Source organism: Candidatus Sphingomonas phytovorans (assembly GCA_029202385.1).
GTDB classification, from domain to species: Bacteria; Pseudomonadota; Alphaproteobacteria; order Sphingomonadales; family Sphingomonadaceae; genus Sphingomonas; species Sphingomonas phytovorans.
Genome location: CP119314.1, coordinates 2,555,270 through 2,572,769, shown reverse-complemented (window position 1 = coordinate 2,572,769; position 17,500 = coordinate 2,555,270). Strand labels below are relative to the sequence as shown.

Annotated in this window: 17 protein-coding genes; 12 read left to right on the top strand and 5 right to left on the bottom strand. The window is 63.8% G+C overall.

Features of this window, described 5'->3' with window-relative positions; translation table 11 throughout:
- Positions 1 to 23 precede the first annotated feature (23 nt).
- On the bottom strand, positions 24 to 935 hold the full coding sequence (locus tag P0Y59_11740) for a LysR family transcriptional regulator (protein WEK02319.1): 912 nt from the start codon (positions 933 to 935) through the stop codon (positions 24 to 26).
- A 168-nt stretch (positions 936 to 1,103) separates the two neighbouring features.
- Here P0Y59_11740 and P0Y59_11735 point away from each other — a divergent pair, with 168 nt between their 5' ends.
- Genes P0Y59_11735 through P0Y59_11725 form a run of 3 tightly spaced genes read left to right on the top strand, consistent with a single transcriptional unit; the run spans position 1,104 to position 4,077 of the window.
- Complete coding sequence (locus P0Y59_11735) at positions 1,104 to 1,913, top strand: aldolase/citrate lyase family protein (protein WEK02318.1); 810 nt, start codon at positions 1,104 to 1,106, stop codon at positions 1,911 to 1,913.
- Between the two features lie 35 nt (positions 1,914 to 1,948).
- Positions 1,949 to 2,833 carry an amidohydrolase family protein gene (locus tag P0Y59_11730; protein ID WEK02317.1) on the top strand — a complete coding sequence of 295 codons (885 nt, stop codon included), beginning with the start codon at positions 1,949 to 1,951 and terminating at the stop codon, positions 2,831 to 2,833.
- A gap of 2 nt (positions 2,834 to 2,835) precedes the next feature.
- Complete coding sequence (locus P0Y59_11725; GenBank protein WEK02316.1) at positions 2,836 to 4,077, top strand: MFS transporter; 1,242 nt, start codon at positions 2,836 to 2,838, stop codon at positions 4,075 to 4,077.
- Between the two features lie 28 nt (positions 4,078 to 4,105).
- Here the strand turns inward: P0Y59_11725 and P0Y59_11720 are convergent, their stop codons facing one another.
- From P0Y59_11720 to P0Y59_11710, 3 genes are all read right to left on the bottom strand, one after another.
- Positions 4,106 to 4,534, bottom strand: coding sequence for a heme-binding protein (locus P0Y59_11720; protein ID WEK02315.1), 429 nt, complete (start codon positions 4,532 to 4,534; stop codon positions 4,106 to 4,108).
- A 22-nt stretch (positions 4,535 to 4,556) separates the two neighbouring features.
- Positions 4,557 to 5,873 (bottom strand): fumarylacetoacetase, encoded by a 1,317-nt coding sequence (gene fahA, locus P0Y59_11715; GenBank protein WEK02314.1) that lies wholly within the window; start codon positions 5,871 to 5,873, stop codon positions 4,557 to 4,559.
- Between the two features lie 341 nt (positions 5,874 to 6,214).
- Entirely contained in the window at positions 6,215 to 8,467 is a 2,253-nt protein-coding gene (locus P0Y59_11710; GenBank protein ID WEK02313.1) for a TonB-dependent receptor, read from the bottom strand.
- Between the two features lie 367 nt (positions 8,468 to 8,834).
- Here P0Y59_11710 and P0Y59_11705 point away from each other — a divergent pair, with 367 nt between their 5' ends.
- The 6 genes from P0Y59_11705 (at position 8,835) to hmgA (ending at position 13,943) form a co-directional block, all read left to right on the top strand.
- The gene (locus P0Y59_11705; GenBank protein WEK02312.1) at positions 8,835 to 9,596 is read left to right on the top strand and encodes an SDR family NAD(P)-dependent oxidoreductase; all 762 of its coding nucleotides are present in this window, start codon (positions 8,835 to 8,837) and stop codon (positions 9,594 to 9,596) included.
- 50 nt (positions 9,597 to 9,646) lie between these two features.
- On the top strand, positions 9,647 to 10,267 hold the full coding sequence (locus tag P0Y59_11700) for a cupin domain-containing protein (protein WEK02311.1): 621 nt from the start codon (positions 9,647 to 9,649) through the stop codon (positions 10,265 to 10,267).
- A gap of 161 nt (positions 10,268 to 10,428) precedes the next feature.
- Entirely contained in the window at positions 10,429 to 10,839 is a 411-nt protein-coding gene (locus P0Y59_11695) for a nuclear transport factor 2 family protein (GenBank protein WEK02310.1), read from the top strand.
- Positions 10,836 to 11,723, top strand: a complete 888-nt coding sequence (locus tag P0Y59_11690; protein ID WEK02309.1) for a fumarylacetoacetate hydrolase family protein — start codon at positions 10,836 to 10,838, stop codon at positions 11,721 to 11,723. The genes P0Y59_11695 and P0Y59_11690 overlap by 4 nt, the downstream gene beginning before the upstream one ends.
- Positions 11,720 to 12,490: an alpha/beta hydrolase gene (locus P0Y59_11685; GenBank protein WEK02308.1), complete on the top strand. Its 771-nt coding sequence runs from the start codon at positions 11,720 to 11,722 to the stop codon at positions 12,488 to 12,490. Before P0Y59_11690 ends, P0Y59_11685 begins: the two co-directional genes overlap by 4 nt.
- Before the next feature lie 88 nt (positions 12,491 to 12,578).
- Positions 12,579 to 13,943 (top strand): homogentisate 1,2-dioxygenase, encoded by a 1,365-nt coding sequence (gene hmgA / locus P0Y59_11680; GenBank protein WEK02307.1) that lies wholly within the window; start codon positions 12,579 to 12,581, stop codon positions 13,941 to 13,943.
- A 64-nt stretch (positions 13,944 to 14,007) separates the two neighbouring features.
- On the opposite strand, the gene P0Y59_11675 is transcribed toward hmgA, so the two are convergent.
- Entirely contained in the window at positions 14,008 to 15,012 is a 1,005-nt protein-coding gene (locus P0Y59_11675) for a helix-turn-helix transcriptional regulator (protein WEK02306.1), read from the bottom strand.
- Between P0Y59_11675 and P0Y59_11670 the strand changes: the two genes are divergently transcribed.
- The 3 genes from P0Y59_11670 (at position 14,996) to P0Y59_11660 (ending at position 17,488) form a co-directional block, all read left to right on the top strand.
- Positions 14,996 to 16,354, top strand: a complete 1,359-nt coding sequence (locus P0Y59_11670) for an MFS transporter (GenBank protein ID WEK02305.1) — start codon at positions 14,996 to 14,998, stop codon at positions 16,352 to 16,354. The two genes, P0Y59_11675 and P0Y59_11670, sit on opposite strands and share 17 nt — an antisense overlap.
- 36 nt (positions 16,355 to 16,390) lie before the next feature.
- Positions 16,391 to 16,984, top strand: a complete 594-nt coding sequence (locus P0Y59_11665; GenBank protein ID WEK02304.1) for a malonic semialdehyde reductase — start codon at positions 16,391 to 16,393, stop codon at positions 16,982 to 16,984.
- A gap of 114 nt (positions 16,985 to 17,098) precedes the next feature.
- Positions 17,099 to 17,488 (top strand): nuclear transport factor 2 family protein, encoded by a 390-nt coding sequence (locus P0Y59_11660; protein ID WEK02303.1) that lies wholly within the window; start codon positions 17,099 to 17,101, stop codon positions 17,486 to 17,488.
- Positions 17,489 to 17,500: the final 12 nt, after the last annotated feature.

Below are 17,500 nucleotides of genomic sequence, written 5' to 3'. Positions count from 1 at the left end.
GCAATCAAGCTTTGTCCCGGAGCTCAGGGCGCTTCGCGGTGCGCCGATGCGATCGTCGCCTGGGCCAGGCGGCGGAAGTTCGCGACCAGCGCGCTCTCCTCGCCGGCCCGGCATCCAAGCAGCAGGCGCGTGACCGCCCCTTCATCGGCGAGCGGCCTGAAGCTGATATTAGGCACCTTGATGCACTGGAGTTCCGAGGGAACGATCGCCACGCCGAGCCCCGACGCCGCGAGGCTGATGATCGTGGATGATTCCTGCGCCTCCTGAACGATGTTCGGCATATGGCCCTGGCGCGAGAAGAGCTTGATCACCTGATCGTAGATGCCCACCCCGGATTTCCGCGGATAGAAGATGAGCGGCTCGTCCTGCAGTTCGGCGATCGTCAGCGTCTCGGCCCGATTGAGCCGATGTTCGGCATGCATTGCGACCACCAGAGGGTCCTCGACGAGATGAGTGAAGCTGATCTCGGAGCGGTTGGGGGCAGTGAGCGTGCGGATGAAGCCGATGTCGATCTCCCGATCGGCAAGTGCGGTCATCTGCCCCTGCGACGAGATTTCATGGAGGGTCACCTTCACCTGCGGATAGCGGGTCCTGAACGTCCGGACGATCTTGGGAAAGAAGAAAAGCAGGGAAGAGCCGGCGGTGAAGCCGATCCGAAGATGCCCGGCCTCGCCTTGCACCATCTCGCGGACATCATCCACGGCGCGTTCGAGTTGTCCAAGGACTGCGATGGCATTCGACCGGAACGCGGCGCCGACGTCGGTCAGCGAGACTCGCCGCTGGGTCCGGTGGAACAATTGCGCGCCGAGCTCGCGCTCGAGCGACTGGATCGCCAGGGAGAGCGGCGCCTGCGTGATGTTCAATCGTTCGGCCGCGCGTCGAAAATGAAGTTCTTCGCAGAGGACAGTGAAGTAACGCAGCTGCCGAATATCCATTGATATATTAGCCCAATCAATCGCGCTCCGGTATTAAATTAGCATAAAACGAACTCGGGCGGCAAATGACGGTTCGCGCGGTGGCCATGTCGCCGCGTCCGGAAAAAATCAGCCGTGCGGCCGCCAGGGTTCAAACCGGGGGCCCGTGCAAGAGGAGAGGGTCTGACGATGCGCTATGATCGCGAGCGCTCCATTGATCTGGAAACGCCGGTCATGGTGCGCCTTGCCGCCGGCCATCGCATATTGTCTCTCGGCATCCGCTACAGCCGCACGCCCGATATCGCGCGCATGGCGTCGGGGGCAGGCTACGACCTTGTCTGGATCGACCTTGAGCACAGCAGCATATCCATCGACGCCGCGTCGCAGATTGCCGCCACGGCACATGATATCGGGCTTGGCGCGTGGGTGCGTGTCCCGGAACGCGAATATGGGGTCATCGGCAGGCTCCTCGACAGCGGCGCCACCGGGATCATCGGGCCAAAGATTGAGAACGATGCCGAGGCACGTCTTCTCGCAGCCGCATGCCGCTTCCCGCCCGTCGGGAAGCGGTCGATGCTCGCCAGGCTTCCGCAAACGGGTTTTGTCCGCACGCCGGCGGATGAATTCGTAACGACAGCCAACCGGTCGATCACCGTTCAGGCCCTCATTGAATCCCCGCTAGGCGTTGAAAATGCCGATGCGATCGCCGCTGTCGAGGGCATCGACATCGTCGCGGTCGGCACCAACGATCTGACCGCTGAAATGGGCTGTCCGGGAAAGGTGCGCGATCCAGCGGTGATGCAGGCTTGCGAACGCGTGGCCGCGGCCGCTCGAAAGCACGGAAAGGTCGCGATCATCGGCGGCGTGGCCGATGACGATCATTTTCTGGCGTTGCTCGACATGGGGTTCGCGCCCTTCATTTTCGCCGGCATCGATACCGATGTCGTGGCGGAGGGGCTGACGCAACGTGCGGACAGCTGGCGCCGCAAGTTCGCCTGACACGATCAATTCACGGATTTACGGAAAGACATCACATGACAGCAACCGAACCGCTCGTTTCGCAGCCGATGCGCCCAGCAGAAACGCTCGAAACGCCGATGTTCGACATGCCGGAAGGCGCGGTCGACGCGCACATGCACATCTTCGGTCCGCTTGATTGCTACCCCTCCGTCGAACGGCCGCATTATACGCTGCCCGATGCCACGCTTGAGCAGTTTCGCGCGGCGATGCCGGTTCTGGGCCTTCGCCATTTCGTGATCGTGCAGCCGAGTTTCTACGATACGGACAATCGGTGCCTGATCGATAATCTGAAGGCTGCGGGCGGCATGGCCCGGGGCGTTGTGATGGTCGACCCGGACGTCGATGTCGCCACGCTCCAGGCCTATGCGGAGGCCGGTGTCTGCGGCGTGCGGCTCGACCTGTTCAAGCGCGCCCAACTGCCGTTGCAGGAAATCCAGGATTTCATCACCGCGATGGCAGCGAAGGTCGCGCCGCTTGGCTGGCACCTCCAATTCTATGCTCCAGGCTATGTTGTGCGCGACCTGATCGACTTCCTTGCGACGCTCGAGATCGATTATGTCATCGACCATATGGGCTATATGCTCGAGGAGGATGGCCTGACCGAGGACGATTTCTCGCGACTGCTCGCGCTGATGAAGCAGGGGCGTTGCTGGCTCAAGCTGTCGGCACCCTATCGCCTCGCGAAGAAGCGCGGCATGGATCCAGTCAATGAGATCGCCAAGGCAATCGTCGCCGCCGCGCCCGAGCGCGCGATCTGGGGGTCGGACTGGCCGCATATCCCGGAGGGCGGACGGGATACCGGCGCCCTGCTCAACCTGCTTGCAATATGGGCGCCCGATCCGGCGGTCAGGAAGCAGATCCTGAGCGACAACCCCAGAAAACTCCTGGGCTTCGCCTGACCATGGCCGCGGCGGAAACGAACACAGGCCTTCCGCAGGATCGCGCCACGCTCGTGCGCGTGGTGATCCTGTCGTTCCTCATCGTCATGGTCGACGGCTATGACACGCTGATGGTGTCCTTCGTCGCGCCGTTGCTCGCGCATGCGCTGCACCTCCAGCCGACGAATATCGGGCAGCTCTTCGCCGCGGGCTATTTCGGCGCGATCGTCGGCGCGGTTTCGATGGGTCCCCTGTCGGACCGCTATGGGCGAAAGCCGATGCTCGTCGGGTCCCTTCTGCTTGCCACGGCAATGACCTTCGCATGCTCGCTCGCCGTGACGTTCCACCAGCTTGCGGGCCTGCGTTTCCTCGCTGGCATCGGGCTTGGCGGTGCCTTGCCGGCTGTCATCTCGCTGACGGCCGAACATGCCGGTCACGATCGCCGTGCCGGCACGGTCACGCTGATGTATATCGGCTATCCGCTGGGCGCGGTCGTCGGCGGTGCGCTGACGGCAGGCGTCCTGCATGCCGGCTGGCCAACCGTCTTTGTCTGCGCTGGCGTCGCCTGCCTGCTGGCGACCGTGGCGGCACTCGCCATTCCTGAATCCTTCAAGGGCAAGGCAGTCGCGCGCGCGCCCGGGCGGGACCGCAATTTCCTGCGCGCGCCGCTTTCGGAAGGGCGCTTGTGGCCGGCGGTCTGCCTCTGGGTAGGGCTGTTCTGCCTGCTGATGCTGACCTACGCCCTGGTGAGCTGGACGCCGTCACTAGTGGTATCGCGGGGCGGCACGCCGCAACTGGCGGCGCTCGCGGGCGTCGCCCTCAATCTCGGCGGAATCACCGGTGCGCTTTTCAGTATTCCGTTGATCAACCGCTTCGGTCCTTTTCTCCCGATCGCTTTCATGACCCTGCTGGGCTCCTGCTTCGTCGCCTTGATCGGGGCTCCGCTTCCTTCGGAGCCATTCATCTTCGGGGTATTGTTCCTGGCGGGCTTCTGCGTCCTCGGCGCTCAGATCAACTTTCCAGCGATGATGGTCGACCTCTTCCCCCCGCCCGTTCGCGGGGCCGGTTCGGGCATCGGCATGGCGGTGGGGCGTTTCGGCTCGATCGTCGGCCCGCTGCTTGGTGGCGCGCTGGTGGCGGCCAAGGTTCCGGAAAGCCGGCTGTTCCTTGCTGCTGCGGTGCCGGCGGTGCTGGCCGCGCTGGCGATGTTCAGCGCAGCTTGGTTGCGGCGCGCGAACGGCCCGGGATCACGCGCGCCGGAATGAGGAACGGACGCTTGGACCGATCCGCCGATCAGGGGCGGTAGTCCAGTCCCGTGGCCTGGATTCCGGCGATGGCGCATAGTTCGTCATTGTCGGAGGTGTCGCCGGTCACGCCCACTGCGCCCAGCGGTTCGTCATTTCCGCCGACGATGATCAGGCCGCCGGCTGCGGGGATGATCCCGTCCGGCGCGATGGTACCCACCGCGCCGACAAAGGTGGGGCGCTCCACCGCCATCTCGGCGATCTTGCGGCTCGATACGCCCAGGGCAAGCGCACCCGCCGCCTTTCCAGCGGCGATCTTGTGACGGAGGGTCGAGGCGCCATCCTGCCGTTCGAAAGCGATAAGGTGCCCGCCGGGATCGAGTACGGCTACGCTCAGCGGCTTCAGAGAGCGGACTTCGCCTTCGGCAAATGCCTTTGCAATGATTGTCCGTGCCTGTTCGATCGTGACCTGGTTCATGGATTTGTCTTTCGTCAGATGGCTATGAGGTGAAAGTCGCGCTCGGGGTGGCGGGCAGGATCCTGGCGCGGCATTCGCCGAGGCCGATCGAGACGAAACCCTGGGCGTGCGCGTGTCCGTTGAAGATCACCTCGTCCCCGTCTTCGAGAAAGTGCCGCTGCTCCCCGGTCGGGAGCGGGAGAGGCACCGATCCGCCGCGCGTGATCTCCAGCAGGCTGCCGAAGCCCGACGGATCGGGCCCCGAAATCGTGCCGGTGCCCATCAGGTCGCCCGGGTTGAGGTTGCAGCCGTTGGAGCTGTGGTGCGCGACGATCTGCGCCGGGGTCCAGTACATGTTCGACGCGGCGCTCCGGCTGAGTTCCAGCGGCGCCAGGCCCTCGTTACGCATGCGCTCGCTCAGCAGGGCGACGCGCAGGTCGATCGCCAGGGCGCCCCGGGCCTGGTCCTCGCCGTCCGAGAGGTAGGGAAGGGGAGGTGGATCACCCTCCGGCCGGGGCGGTTGCGCGATCCGGAACGGCGCCAGCGCCTCCGAGGTGATGACCCAGGGGGAAATGCTGCTGTGGAAATTCTTGGCGAGGAACGGCCCCAGCGGGACATATTCCCACGCCTGGAAATCGCGCGCCGACCAGTCGTTGAACAGGCTGAAGCCGGCGATATGATCGGCGGCCTCGCCGATCGGGATCGGTTGTCCAAGGTCGTTCCCGCTGCCGATCCAGATGCCGAGCTCAAGTTCATAATCAAGGCGCGCCGATGGTCCGAAGCGCGGCTCCAGGTCGTCGGGGCCTTTCGACTGGCCGACTGGCCGGATCACCGGAACTCCGGACGGGCGGATCGAGGATGCCCGTCCATGATAGCCGATCGGGATATATTTATAGTTGGGTAGCAACGGGTTGTCGGGCCGGAACAACCGCCCGACATTCGTCGCGTGATGGATGCCGACATAGAAGTCGGTATAGTCCCCGATCGCCGCGGGCAGATGGAGCAGGCAATCCTCGGCCCGTGCCAGGGCCGGGACGACCGAGGCTTTGTACCTGTCGTCGCTGAGCAGGGTCGAGATCTGCCGCCTGAGCGCTCTCCGTCGCGCGGCCGGCAGCGCGAACAGGTCGTTGAGATGCTGTCCCATCGGCACGTCGCCAAGCTCCGGGGGCAGCAGGTGGCGCACGGCAGGCAGGTCTAGGATATGGTCACCGATGGCGATCCCCGGCCGCGATGCCTCACCGCTGCGCGAAAAGATCGCGAAGGGAAGATTCTGCACGGGGAAGTCGGAATGGCCGTTTGCGTCCGCCACCCAGCTTTCGAGACCCGGCGCATGCGTTTCATCGATCCCGGCCTGAGTCACGCGCTCGCTCCTCCGGAGAGGTGGCGCGTTGCGGAGAAGGGCGAGCGGCGTTCAAACATGTGGGATTCTGCCTTGCCGATAGAGAATGAGCCGACGTCCGGATGAACGCGCGCCGATCCGCCGGCGCGTTGTGTCGGGCAGATGGATCATGATCGATGCTCAAGCATCAATGACGCCATTGATTTGCGGGAGCCATCAATCGACCAGTCGAGACCAAATGGCTCTGTCGCTTATCATCGGCCGATATGGAGAGGATGGGAGGAACAAGGGTTGAGGGGCGGGCAGGCGATCGTTTCGCCCGATGGCCTCCTCTCGTCCGGCTCCTCCCGATCGATCAGTGCCTACCACGAGCGCGATATGGTGACCGAAACCGTTCGCGGCGGGCCCGCGTGCCCGGTGGGATATGCCCCGGGGGCCGCGGCGCTGTTGAGATATTGCTTGTCGGTGACGTTGCGGACGAGAAGCTGGCCGCGCCAGGCGCCGCTCTGCGATTTCCAGCCGAGCGCGAGGTTGAGCAGGCCATATTCCGGCTGGCTGAGTACGTTGACGTTGGTCACGTCGTAATAGACCTTGCCTTGCCAGCTGAATTCCCCGCGCGCGGCGATGGTGCCGATCGATGTCGGGATGTCGTACTGGATCGCCTGCAGCGTCGAGAAGCGCGGCGCCGCATTGAGCCGGTTGCCCGTGGCGTTGAACGATGTCGTCGCAGCATTGTACCGGGGGTCGCCGATAACGTAGCTCACGGCACCGGCGACGACCGCGGCGTTGGTGAAGCTGCCATAACGGGCGTCGAGATAGGAGGCATTGGAGGTCAAGGTGAGGTTCGGCACCGGCTTCGCCGTGACCTCCAGTTCGACCCCCTTCACCTTCGCGCTGTCGGCATTGCCGATAAAGGCGTTTCCAGGGCTGAGCAGCGCCTGGACCTGCAATCCCTTGTAATCATAGACGAAGCCGGTCAGGTTGACGCGCAGGCGGCGATCGAGCCAGTCGCTCTTGATGCCCGCTTCGTAGCTCCAGATCGTCTCAGGGGCGAAGTCGAGCGCGGCGAGGCTCCGCGACGAATAGTTGAAGCCGCCGCTCTTGAAGCCCCTCGTGATCGACCCGTAGATGAGGAAATCGGGAGTGACGCGGTAGTCGATCCCGAATTTCGGCGTGAACGCGTGATATTTCCGGTCGGCCGACGTCGTGAACGGCAGGCCGACCAGCCCGCCCGTGGCGAGCAATTTCGTATAGGCATAGGGATCGATGCTCTTCTCCTCCCAGGTGTAGCGAGCACCCAGGGTTACGCGCAGCGCATCGGTGACATTATAGCTGCCCTGCGCAAACACCGCCTTCGATTCAGCGACCACGTCAGGTATCGAACCGCGGATGAGCCCCGGGCCGATCAGGACCGCGGTGGTCGATCCGACGATCCTTTCCCGGAAATAATAGGCGCCCGCGACCGCGGCCAGGCCGCCGCCATTATACTGGAGGGCAACCTCCTGGGAGAATTGGTGCTGGTCTTCCGTCTGGCGGTTCTGCGTCAGATTCAGCTCGGTCGCGTCGGAATCGTTGCTGACGATATAGTGGCTTTCGCGATAGGCCGTGATCGACTTGAGCGACAGCGACGGCGCGAGACCGATATTGATCTCCTGCGAGACGCCGCCGCCCCGCGCGTCGAGCAGTTGGGGAAGGTCGAGCGCCACCTTACGGTAGGTGCCGACCGTCGAGTTGGCGAGCGGGGCCGGGACCGACACGCGCGCGAGCAACTGGTCGTAGCTCTCGATATATTCGTAGGTCCGGTACCAGTCGCCGCGCGTGATCGCCTCGACCGATCCGAGCGAAAGGCGGATCTGGCCGCGCACGGCGCCCCTGTTGGCGCTGTCGATGTCATGCCCTCCGGGTGCGATATTCTCGATATAGCCGTTGTGCCGGAGGTAGTTGCCCGACAAGCTGACCTGGAGCTTTCCCGGGATGAGCGGGCCGCTCACATATCCCTGGGTCTGGACGAGGCCATAGTCGCCCGCGGTGACGGCAAGGCGCGCGGCGAAATCGTCGCCCGGCTTGCGGGAGATGACGTTGATTGTCCCGCCGGCCGCATTGCGTCCGTACAGCGTGCCTTGCGGGCCGCGCAGGATTTCGACCCGCTCTACGTCGAAGAAATCACCAAGCTGCGCCGATGGCCGCGCGATATAGACGCCATCGACCTGGGTGGTGACGTCGGGATCGGACCCTGCATAGGTGTTGGTCGTCCCGATGCCGCGGATGAAGATCAGCGCGTTCGCCGCAGCCTGCGAAACCTGCAGGTTCGGCGTATATTGCATCATGTCCTTGATGTTGGTCGCCTGACGATCCTCGAGCTGCTGAGCGGTGAACGCGGAAATCGCGATCGGCGTTTTCTGGAGGGACTGCGCCCCGGTTCGTTGCGCGGTCACGATGATGTCCTCGTTCACCGAGGCGGAACCTGTGCTCGATTCCTGTCCGGCCGACACATCCGTACCTTGCTGCGCCAGGGCGACGCCCGGCAGCAGGAATGCGCCAAGGGCGCAACCGGCAAGGTGAAGGCGCATGGTTGCGCGCAACGTGGCGGACCGAGGCGTGATTGCTGTCGTCATGGAATATCCTCCCCCAAAGCGATGCGGCCTGGTGCTCCAGTACCGCGATTGTCGCAGCCTCTAGGGATCGTCGCGGCGATCCCGCACGGCTGGTCGACGTCACCCGTAATGAACGGGCCTCGATCGCCTAGAGAAAGTGGAAAGCCCAGGCAGCCACACGCGGCTGTGACGCGCTGGTGTCAGGTCCTGCGGCTCTGCCCATCGCGGCGCGTCGTGTGGACGGACCGGGCTGGGACACATTGGCGTGTGACTGCGCCCGGCAGGTGCGCATCCTATTCGGTCGCTTCCGGTTCGGGCGCTCGTTCGGGCTCCCTTGCCCGTCCCGGACGGGCAGTCCGGTCACCAGTTCAATCAGGATGAGCCCGTCATGACCCTCTCCATCACCCCGCTTGACGGCCGCGTGGCGGTTATTGCCGGCGCCACCGGCGGCATTGGTGCCGCGACCGCGCGCCTGATGGCGGAGGCCGGCGCTTCGATCCTTGTTGGCTATCATGCCAGCGAGGCGCGCGCCTCCGCGCTTGTCGTTTCGCTTCCGGGCGGTGCGGCGCGCCATGGTGCAATTCCCATGGACCTTGCCGATAGCGCGACGCTCCAGGCGGCCTCCGACATGTGCAGGGAGCGCTGGGGACGTTGCGACATCCTGGTGAACGCTGCCGGTCATACCAATGCGATCGCCCATCATGATCTCGACGCGCTTGATGACGAGACGTTCGACAAGATCATGGTGTCGAATGTCCGGGGCCCTTTTGCGTGCATCCGCGCCTTTGCTCCGCTGATGCGCGCGACCGGCGATGCGGCCGTGGTCAATATTTCTTCGATCTCCGGTTTTACCGGATCGGGCAGCAACGTCGCTTATTGCGCCTCCAAGGCGGCGCTCGACAATCTCGCCCTTTCGCTCGGCCGTGCCCTTGGGCCGGAAATCAGGGTCGTTTCCATTTCTCCCGCTGCGGTCAACACAGCCTTCGTTCCTGGGCGCACGGCCGATGCTCTTCAAGGAGCCGCCGCGAAGACCCCTCTCAAGCGCCTCATGGAGCCGGAAGAGGTTGCCTGGGCGGCGCTGGCGGCGGTCACGCATCTGCGGATGGCGACGGGAACGCGGATCGTGGTCGACGGCGGACGACATCTCTAGCGCCGCCGGGGTGAACCGGTGGCGAAAACAGGCAGGCACAGGAGTTGGACATGGATTGGGAGAAGGAATCCCGCGAGGCCCGTGAGGAGCAGGGTCTCGCCGACTATGAGCCGCTTCGCCCGTTCGTCGCGGAGCGAACCCTTGATCGTGCGCTGTGGTACGAAAGCCAGCTTCTCGTCATGTACGCCGACGGGCCGGCCGTGGGGCACAGTTGCTGCATCTGGGAAGGCAATATTCCGGAGGGCATGGGCCCTCCGCCGCATGTCCACCTCTATCAGCACGAAATCTTCTTCATCATCGAGGGGCATCTCACTGCCTGGGTCGAGGGAGTCCGCTACGACGTTCCCAAGGACGCGATGATCTTCCTGCCCGCGGGAAGAGCGCACTGGTTCCTCTCGGCGGCGCCGGTGACGCGGATGTTCTCCCTGACCGTCACGGCGACCGGCTTCACCTCGACGCACCAGCAACGGCGGCTGTTCGAATATGTCGGTGAGCCCGCCAGGGCGCTTACCCTGCCGCCGGCGGTGCGGGAGGAGCGTCAGCTAGACCCCGCGATCCTGGCCGAAATTTCGGAATCGGACGGCTCGAAGCTTTTCGACGTGCGCGAACATGGATGGCGAAGAGCGTTCGGTGCTGAAGGCGAGGTCGCACGAAGCGAGCCAGAACAATGATCGCCTGCCTTTCCCTTTTGCAGCACAGCCATGTGCGTGCCGCAAGGCACGGGCCGCAATCGATTACGGCATGTGGTCTCGCGATCGACGAGACGCACGTCTCGCCCACTCTTTTCGTTGCGGATTCATCGGATTCGACCTGTCCTCAATGCCGTCTTGGGGTGCCCTCCGTCGAGCCCGTTGCAAAGCGGCCGGTGGGCGGGATCGATGGTTTTTCCCGCTGGTTCATCGAGACCGTGGTCGGATCGAACGACGGCGGTGAGCTCGACCGTATTCTCGCTCCCGAGATCGCCGCCTGGCTCACCCGCGACCGGATCCAGCGGCTGCACACGCTGTTTCCGGGGTTCGGAATGGTCGTGAACGAGGTGCTCGCGCAGGAGGAGAAAGCGCTCGTCCGCTATACCGTCGCCTGTCATGACCAGTCGGGTCTTGTCGGTCCCGCCGGCGATCGCCTGCTCCTTCGCCAGGCAGTCATCCTCGAACTGGACGGCGGTCTTGTCGCCCGCATCGATCCGCTCATCGATGATTTCGCCCTCTGGAAACTCCCTTCGCCTGGAAACCGGACGACATGAAACTGGCGACTTTCTTCCACGACAACCGGACGAAGCTCGGCATCGTCGAAGATGCGACCATCTATGACGCGAGTGCCGACCGTGCTTGCCCGCAGGACATGCACTCGGTCCTCGAAGGTGGTGCCCAGGCGGTGTCGCAGCTCCGGGGCGCGAAGGCGGGGCTTCCTCGTCTTGCTCTGTCCGAGGTGATCCTGCGCGCACCCGTTTCCAGGCCGCGCAAGTTCCTGGGCATCGGCCTCAACTACCATGGTCATCGCAACGAGCTTGCGGAGCGCGGCGCGCAGCTACCGCCGATCGGTACCCAGATCTGGTTCAACAAGCAGGTGACCTGCCTCGCGGGGCCGAATGATCCGATCCATATGCCGCGCGTGTCCTCCGCTCTCGATTACGAGGGAGAACTGGCCTGTGTCATCGGGCGGCGGTGCCGGCATATCCCGGTGGCCGACGCTGGTCAGGCGATTTTCGGCTTCATGGTGGCGAACGATGTCAGCGTGCGCGACTGGCAGGCGGCGTCGCCGACAGGGACGCTCGGCAAGTCTTTCGACACGCATGGGCCATGCGGACCATGGCTCACCACGGCCGACGAGATCGTGGATCCGCATGCCCTGACCTTGCGGACTCATGTCGACGGCGAATTGCGGCAGCAGGGCAATACCGGCGACATGATCGCCTCCCTGGTTGAGATGATCGCGCATCTGAGCACGGTATTCACGCTTGAGCCCGGCGATATCCTTTGTACCGGCACGCCCGCCGGCGTCGGTCAGGGATTTGATCCGCCGAGATATCTGCGGCTCGGGCAGAAGGTTCGCATCGAAATCGACGGGCTGGGCGCGATCGAGAATGAGGTCGTTCCCGAACCTCCAGGCGAAGGATTTTCCTCATGACCCGCCACTATCCCGAACCTTTCACCGCCGGACAAGGTGTCAGTCACCTGCTCGTCATCCATGGCTGGTTCTCGGATCATCGCCTGTTCGACGATCTCGTGGCGGAACTCGATCCCGGCCATTTCACGACTGCCCGTTTCGACATCAGGGGCTATGGCAGGTCGCGCGATATCGAAGGGCGCTTCGATCTTGACGAGGTCGCCGATGACGCAATGGCGATTGCCGACGAACTTGGCTGGCCGCGATTTTCGATCGTCGGACACTCGATGGGCGGCAAGGTAGCGCAGAAGCTCGCCATCGCCCATCCCGGGCGCGTTGCGTCCGTTGCCGCGGTGACGCCGGTCCCGGCGACGCCACTCGGCCTGGACGACGATACCAGGGCCTTCTTTGCTCGGGCCGCCGAGGAAGACGAGGTCGCGCAGGCCATCGTCGCGCAATCCGTCGGATCGTCGCGCGATGCAACCTGGGTCGCCGGGCTCGTCAGGCAGACGAGGCAAACCGCGCGGCACGAGGCGTTCGCTCGCTACGCCAACTCCTTCATCGACGATGACCTGTCGGCGGGGGCGGATATCTTGTCGGCGCCATTGCTCATCCTGTTCGGGGCCGAGGATCGCGGGGTGGATCACGCATTTCTCGACCCCCTTTATCGCGCCCTTTATCGTGATGCGCGGATCGAGGTCATCCCGGAAACCGGGCACTATCCGATGGTCGATGACCCTGCGGCGCTGGCCCGTCGACTGGCAGCCTTTTTCGAAAGCCTGGCATGATCCGGGCCTGTCACCGCCGGTTGTGACTGATCGCTTCAGGTGGCCCGCCTAGTCTTCCCGCATGAAAAACCAGGTCGATGAGATAGCAATGAGCCACGCCAGCAGTGCAACAGACTTTTCCCCGCATGGCGAGGCCGTGCTTTCCCCACCTGATGGCAGCCTTGCCTATATGCCCGGGTTCCGGAACGGCTTCTCGACCGAAGCGGTCGCTGGCGCTCTTCCCATTGGCCGCAATTCGCCCCAGCGCCCGCCGCTCGGGCTCTACGCGGAGCAATTTTCGGGATCGGCCTTTACCGCGCCACGTGCGCGCAACCGGCGGACCTGGTTCTATCGGATCCGGCCTTCGGTAAGCCACGGGCACGATTTCAAGCCGATGGAGACCCGCCTCGTTCGAACGGCGCCGTGCCGCGACGAAAGCGAGATGCCGATATCCCAGCTTCGCTGGCGGCCGATCGCCATTCCCGACGACCCCTGCAACTTCCTCTCGGCGCTTCGCACGATCGTCACCACCGGCGACGCGTGGCTGCAAACCGGCATGGCCGCGCATGTGTATCTCGCCAACGAGCCGATGGGGCGGCGATATTATCGCAACCTCGACGGCGAACTTCTCCTCGTTCCCCAGCAGGGGCTCCTGTCCCTGTTCACTGAATGCGGGTGGCTTCAGGTCGGCCCAGGCGAAATCGCCATCATTCCGCGCGGGATGACGTTCAAGGTGGATCCCGTCGACGGTCCGGCTCGCGGATTCATCTGCGAAAATTACGGCGCTGCGTTCGAATTGCCCGAACGGGGGCCTATCGGCGCGAACGGGCTCGCCAACGAAAGGGACTTCCTGTCACCCGTCGCTGCCTATGAGGACGATGACGAACCGGCCCGGCTGTACGTCAAGATGCTTGGCAGGATGTATGTGAGCGAGATCGCGCATTCACCGCTCGATGTCGTCGCGTGGCACGGCAATTGCGCGCCGGTGAAATATGACCTGCGTCGTTTCTGCCCGGTCGGATCGATCCTCTACGATCATCCGGATCCTTCCATCTTCACCGTGCTCACCTCCCCTTCGGAGATTCCGGGGACGGCCAATGTCGATTTCGTGATCTTCCCGGAACGGTGGCTGGTCATGGAAAACACGTTCCGCCCGCCCTGGTATCATCGCAATGTCATGAGCGAGTTCATGGGCCTGATCTACGGCGTCTATGATGCCAAGCCCGATGGCTTCGCCCCAGGCGCGATGAGCCTGCACAACGGGATGCTGGCGCATGGGCCCGACAGCCAGGCGTTCGATGCCGCGACCAGCCGCGACCTCCAGCCCGACAGGCTCGCGAACACGCTCGCCTTCATGTTCGAAACGCGCACGCCGATGAATCCTACCGGCTATGCCAGCAGCCTGGAGCTGATCGACGCGACCTATCCGTCCTGCTGGGACGGACTTCAAGCCAGGTTCAAGGCACCGGCCTGAATTGCGGACGCACTCTGCTCCCTTGCGCAATCCCGGTAGCGGGCAACTGAGGCACGGCTTCCCGTCAGTTGATGACCGCCGCGACCTGCATCCGCACCGGGCCACCGGCCAGGCGGAGGAGTTCGTTCTGGGAGGTGATGCCAAGCCGGGTATAAGCGCGCTTGCGATAGGTCAGCACGGTATTGATGCTGATGCCGAGCCTGAGCCCGATGCCTTCCGAGCCGACGCCAAGGGCGATGAGGGCGCATACCTGCCGCTCGCGTTCTGTGAGCGCCGGCGCTACTTCGGCGAGCCTGAGGTCGAAATCCTCATAGGTTCGCAGGATTCGGTCGCAACCTTTGGCGTGCCGCCAAAGCAGCGGCATCAACAAGCCTGCGGCCTCCGCGATCGCAGCCTTTTGTTCAGGCATGAAGCCATGCGGATGGTAGAAGTTCGCGCGCATGATCCGGTCGTCGCGCGTCTCGCAAAGCGAGATGCGCTCGGCGATCCGGACCGCCGTGTAGCAGTCGTCCCGATAGTCGGCATTGTCGATGTCGTTCGACCGGATCTCGATCATGTGGAAGCCCGGAGCGAGCTGCCGCAACCGAGAGTGAACCGGGTCGAGCTGCCAGTAATGCCTGATGTAGCGGGTGCCGACTTCCCGGGCCACCTGGGAGGCACCTTCATTTCCGGCGAGGACCAATATGCGCGCATCGTCGCGACCGAAGGAAATCGCATTCATGTGGATGCAGCCGATCGCGTCGTGCACGAGGCGGAACAGATCGTCCTCGAACTGGTCGATGCCCACCGTCTCGATGAGATCTGCGACACTCCGCTGAAAAATTTGTGCGCCCTGCGAAGCCGGGGGCAATTCGTGGATCATCACCGCTTCAGGACCCTCCCTCCAGCGTCGGAACGGGCCGGGCCCGTCAGCGCTGCTTTCATTGAGCCTAATGCGATGAAGAGGGCCTGACAATGCCGCGCCAGGACGAGATGCGCCGTTCCGGGACCGGCGAGCGGCAACCGGAATGCATCGGGATTTCACGAACAGATAGAAAAGTTGGGACCAGGATATGAACCGCTCGGCCACACTTGTTGACGGGAAGGCGGATGTCGATCTCGAGACGTTCATCGATGAACGTCACTTTGGTCGCCCGCACGTGCTGCTCATCGGATTGTGCGCTCTGGCGGCCGCCATCGACGGATTCGACGCGCAACTGATTACCTACCTCGCGCCGTCGATCGCGCGCGACCTCCATCTTTCGCGGGCGATGCTGGGGCCGGTATTCTCGCTTGGCATCGTCGGCATGGCGTTCGGTTCCCTCGCCGGGGGGATGCTCGCCGATCGTTTCGGGCGCAGGCCGATCATTCTGCTGTCGCTTCTCTGGTTTGGCGTCTTCTCGATCCTCACCGCATTCAGCGCCACCGCCGGCACATTGATCGCGCTGCGGTTCATCTCGGGCCTTGGCTATGGCGCGCTCATGCCGAATGCGGCGGCGCTCGTGGCCGAATTCGCGCCCAGACGCTATCGGGCGACCGCCGTCATGGTGATGTATTGCGGGGTGGCGGTCGGCGGAGCACTGGGCGGGCCGGTGACCGCCCTAGTGCTTGAACATCATGGCTGGCACTTCCTCTTCGTCATGGGTGGTGTGCTCGGTCTGCTGATCGCGCTTCTTCTCGGCGCGCTTCTCCCGGAATCCATTCGCTTCCTTCTCGCGGCCGGGGGCTCACGCGAGCGGCTGCAGAAGTCCATGCGCTTCATCGACCCGGCCTATTCGCTGGCTCCCGACGCTCGTCTGGTTTCCGCTTCGGCAACAGGCGCAGGCAGGGTGGCCGTGCGCCAGTTGTTCCTGGATGGACGATTGCCGGTAACGCTTCTCCTCTGGTCGATCTTCCTGTGCGCGGCGCTCGATCTCTATTTCATCGTTACCTGGCTTCCGACCATTCTCCAGGATCATGGCGTGGAGCCGAGAGAGTCGCTTCTCGTCACGTCCATGTTCCAGCTCGGCGGATTGCTCTTTCCGTTGGTGCTGGCCCGCATGATCGACGGGAAGCGCGCGATCGCGACGGTCGGCTGTATCTTTGGCCTTGGCGCGGTGACGACCTGTCTGATCGGCTCCGCTGGCACCTCGGTAGCGTCGCTCGGGCTGCTGGTGTTCCTGACCGGCGCCTTCGTCCAGGGAGGCATGACCGGACTTACCGCAATTTCCGCCGGCCTCTATCCCACCCTCATTCGATCGAGCGGGGTAGGGTGGGCGCTCGGACTAAGCCGGGTGGGCGGGATCATCGGGCCGATGCTGGGGGCCGCCGCCGTTGCCGCGGGGCTGTCGTTCCAGGCGATTTTCGCAGTTTTCGCGATCCCCGCAATCATCGCCGCCCTGGCAGCGGCGGGCCTTGTCCGCGTGACTCGCCGGCAGCCGGATCCGCGCTAGCTGCGCACCTTATCACCCCGATCTCAAGGAGATTTTATGAACCGCAACCTTCCAGACGACGCTCTCGACATCCTCTTCCGGGAAGCGCGCAGCTACAATGCTTATTATGCGGAGCCAGTTGCCGAGGCTGATATCAAGGCCATCTGGGAACTCGCGAAGATGGGGCCGACGTCCGCCAACCAGTTGCCGGCGCGTCTTGTCTGGGTGACCTCGTCGGAAGGCCGCGAGCGTCTGGCAAAGGTCGTCAGCGACAAGAATCGTCCGAAGGTTCTCGGCGCCCCCGTCAGCGTCATCATCGGCATGGACGTGGATTTCCACCTCCATCTTCCTGACCTTTTCCCGCACCTCGATGCGAAGAGCTGGTTCGAGCATGATGCCGAACTGCGCTTCAGTTCCGCCTTCAGGAATTCATCCCTGCAGGGCGCCTATCTGATCATTGCGGCGCGCGCTCTTGGCTTCGATACCGGACCCATATCCGGCTTCGATCACGAGGGTGTCGAGGCGGCATTCTTCTCCGATACTCCGAACGTGCGGGTCAATTTCATCATGACGCTCGGACATGGCGATCCGTCATCGGTGTTCGGGCGGCTGCCTCGTCCCGAGTTCGAGCGGTTCAACCGCATCGCGTGAGGGCGGGTCACATGGGATGGTGGCTGCCGCCCGGTCCTGCCCGGCGCATAGGCGCAGCGGCCGGCCGAAAAGGGAAAGTGATGCCCAAAGTCTCGAGATCTGTGCGAATTCGTCATGGCTGGTGAAGCGCACCTTCATCTGCTGCGCGATCTCGAAGAGCGGCGCTGCCGGGCGACGATCGCCGTCGACCTGCCGGAACTCGACCAGCTGCTGGACGACGGCCTCGTCTGGATTCACGGCTCGGGCCGGGTCGAGGACAAGGCAATGCTGCTCGCGATGATCGAGAAGGAGCGACCGTACAGCGCGTTGACCATCAGTCAGCACAGCGTTCGAGAGATCGGCTCTGCCTGCATCTCGACCGGCATGGTGGAGATCACGCTCGCCCTGCGGAATGCTCCGCCGACCTATTTCAACCTGTTCACGAATATCTGGCTGCTCGCCGACGGTCAGCCACGGCTCGTTCACGCCCAGTCGACGCGGTGCTCCCCGCCGGAGCTTTGCTGATTCCCACCGAAA

What these genes read in the sequence shown, in the direction of transcription:
- P0Y59_11740 (WEK02319.1), bottom strand. Translation starts at nt 935, where the DNA reads ATGGATATTCGGCAGCTGCGTTACTTCACTGTCCTCTGCGAAGAACTT.
- P0Y59_11735 (WEK02318.1), top strand. Translation starts at nt 1,104, where the DNA reads ATGCGCTATGATCGCGAGCGCTCCATTGATCTGGAAACGCCGGTCATG.
- P0Y59_11730 (WEK02317.1), top strand. Translation starts at nt 1,949, where the DNA reads ATGACAGCAACCGAACCGCTCGTTTCGCAGCCGATGCGCCCAGCAGAA.
- P0Y59_11725 (WEK02316.1), top strand. Translation starts at nt 2,836, where the DNA reads ATGGCCGCGGCGGAAACGAACACAGGCCTTCCGCAGGATCGCGCCACG.
- P0Y59_11720 (WEK02315.1), bottom strand. Translation starts at nt 4,534, where the DNA reads ATGAACCAGGTCACGATCGAACAGGCACGGACAATCATTGCAAAGGCA.
- P0Y59_11710 (WEK02313.1), bottom strand. Translation starts at nt 8,467, where the DNA reads ATGACGACAGCAATCACGCCTCGGTCCGCCACGTTGCGCGCAACCATG.
- P0Y59_11705 (WEK02312.1), top strand. Translation starts at nt 8,835, where the DNA reads ATGACCCTCTCCATCACCCCGCTTGACGGCCGCGTGGCGGTTATTGCC.
- P0Y59_11700 (WEK02311.1), top strand. Translation starts at nt 9,647, where the DNA reads ATGGATTGGGAGAAGGAATCCCGCGAGGCCCGTGAGGAGCAGGGTCTC.
- P0Y59_11690 (WEK02309.1), top strand. Translation starts at nt 10,836, where the DNA reads ATGAAACTGGCGACTTTCTTCCACGACAACCGGACGAAGCTCGGCATC.
- P0Y59_11685 (WEK02308.1), top strand. Translation starts at nt 11,720, where the DNA reads ATGACCCGCCACTATCCCGAACCTTTCACCGCCGGACAAGGTGTCAGT.
- hmgA (WEK02307.1), top strand. Translation starts at nt 12,579, where the DNA reads ATGAGCCACGCCAGCAGTGCAACAGACTTTTCCCCGCATGGCGAGGCC.
- P0Y59_11670 (WEK02305.1), top strand. Translation starts at nt 14,996, where the DNA reads ATGAACCGCTCGGCCACACTTGTTGACGGGAAGGCGGATGTCGATCTC.
- P0Y59_11665 (WEK02304.1), top strand. Translation starts at nt 16,391, where the DNA reads ATGAACCGCAACCTTCCAGACGACGCTCTCGACATCCTCTTCCGGGAA.
- P0Y59_11660 (WEK02303.1), top strand. Translation starts at nt 17,099, where the DNA reads ATGGCTGGTGAAGCGCACCTTCATCTGCTGCGCGATCTCGAAGAGCGG.